This is a genomic window from Mycobacterium sp. TH-M82 (genome assembly GCF_057473605.1).
Genome location: NZ_JBYCKY010000049.1, coordinates 1 through 1,315, shown reverse-complemented (window position 1 = coordinate 1,315; position 1,315 = coordinate 1). Strand labels below are relative to the sequence as shown.

Here is a 1,315-nt window from a genome sequence, read left to right as displayed (position 1 = left end):
CACGTTGGTGGAGAAGCACACCGACACAGACGGCATGCTCGACGTTTCGCGCTTGACCGAGATCGTTCCCGATGTCGCCGAGCGCCAGACGTGGGCTTGCGGTCCGGCTGGGCTGCTCGATGCGATCCAAGAGCGCTGGTCCGTCGACGGCATACCCGAGCAGTTGCACATCGAACGGTTCCGCCCCACCGTCATCGCTGCCGGCGAAGGCGGAGCCGTGACCTTTGCCAAAAGCGGTGCCGTCGTGGACGCCGACGGGTCGCGGACGCTGCTCGAGGCCGGCGAAGCGGCCGGAGTGTTGATGCCCTCGGGCTGCCGGATGGGTATCTGCTTCGGCTGCGTCGCGCCACTGCGTCAGGGCGCCGTGCGCGATCTTCGCAACGGCGACATCACCATCGCCGCCCCAGGCGACGACGTGAAGATCCAAACCTGCGTCTCGGCTGCCGCAGGCGCTTGCGAACTCGACCTCTGACCTCAAGGAGCCAATATGACTGCCACTATGATTGCGACACAAACCGACCCGACCGCCCACCTGTCCGATGAGGACATCGACGACCTCGGGCGCGAGCTCGATGCCATCCGGGAGAATATCCTGGCCGGCCGCGGCGAGCGCGACGCCGCCTACATCCGTCGTGTCATCGACGGGCAGCGCAAGCTTGAACTCGCGAGCCGCTCCGTCCTGCTGTTCTCGCTGTTTCCGCCCGCCTGGGTGGTCGGAACCTTCGGGCTGTCGATCTCCAAGATCGTCGAGAACATGGAGATCGGGCACAACGTGATGCACGGGCAGTGGGACTGGATGCGCGATCCCAAGATCCACTCGACAACTTGGGAATGGGACAACGCCTCACCCGCGGCGATGTGGAAACACTCCCACAACCAGATCCACCACACCTACACCAACGTGCTCGGCAAGGACCGCGATCTGGGCTACGGCATCATGCGGGTCGACGAAGATCAGCGCTGGACGCCCTTTTATCTGGCGCAGCCGTTGTGGAACGGCATCAACGCCTGCTTGTTCCAATACGGCATCGCCGCATACGATCTCGAAATCGGCAAGTACCTCAAAGGGCGCAGCGACAAGGACGAATTCCGGCGACAGGGCGCCACAGTGCTCGCCAAGGTGCGCAGGCACGTGATGCGCGACTACGTGCTGCACCCGCTGTTGTCGGGTCCCTCGGCGCCGGCGACGTTGACCGCGAACCTTACCGCGAATCTGGTGCGAAACCTGTGGACCCATTCGGTGATCATGTGCGGGCACTTCCCCGAGGGCGTGCAGACCTACGACAAGGCTTCGATCGACGGGGAGACGCGCGGG

General features: G+C 64.3%; 2 protein-coding genes. Both read left to right on the top strand.

Features of this window, described 5'->3' with window-relative positions; all coding sequences use genetic code 11:
- Positions 1-472: 2Fe-2S iron-sulfur cluster-binding protein (locus tag AC2VON_RS01630; RefSeq protein ID WP_486951369.1), on the top strand; the 472-nt coding region annotated here is incomplete at its 5' end.
- A 15-nt stretch (positions 473-487) separates the two neighbouring features.
- The coding region (locus tag AC2VON_RS01625; protein WP_486951368.1) for a fatty acid desaturase family protein at positions 488-1,315 on the top strand (828 nt) is incomplete at its 3' end.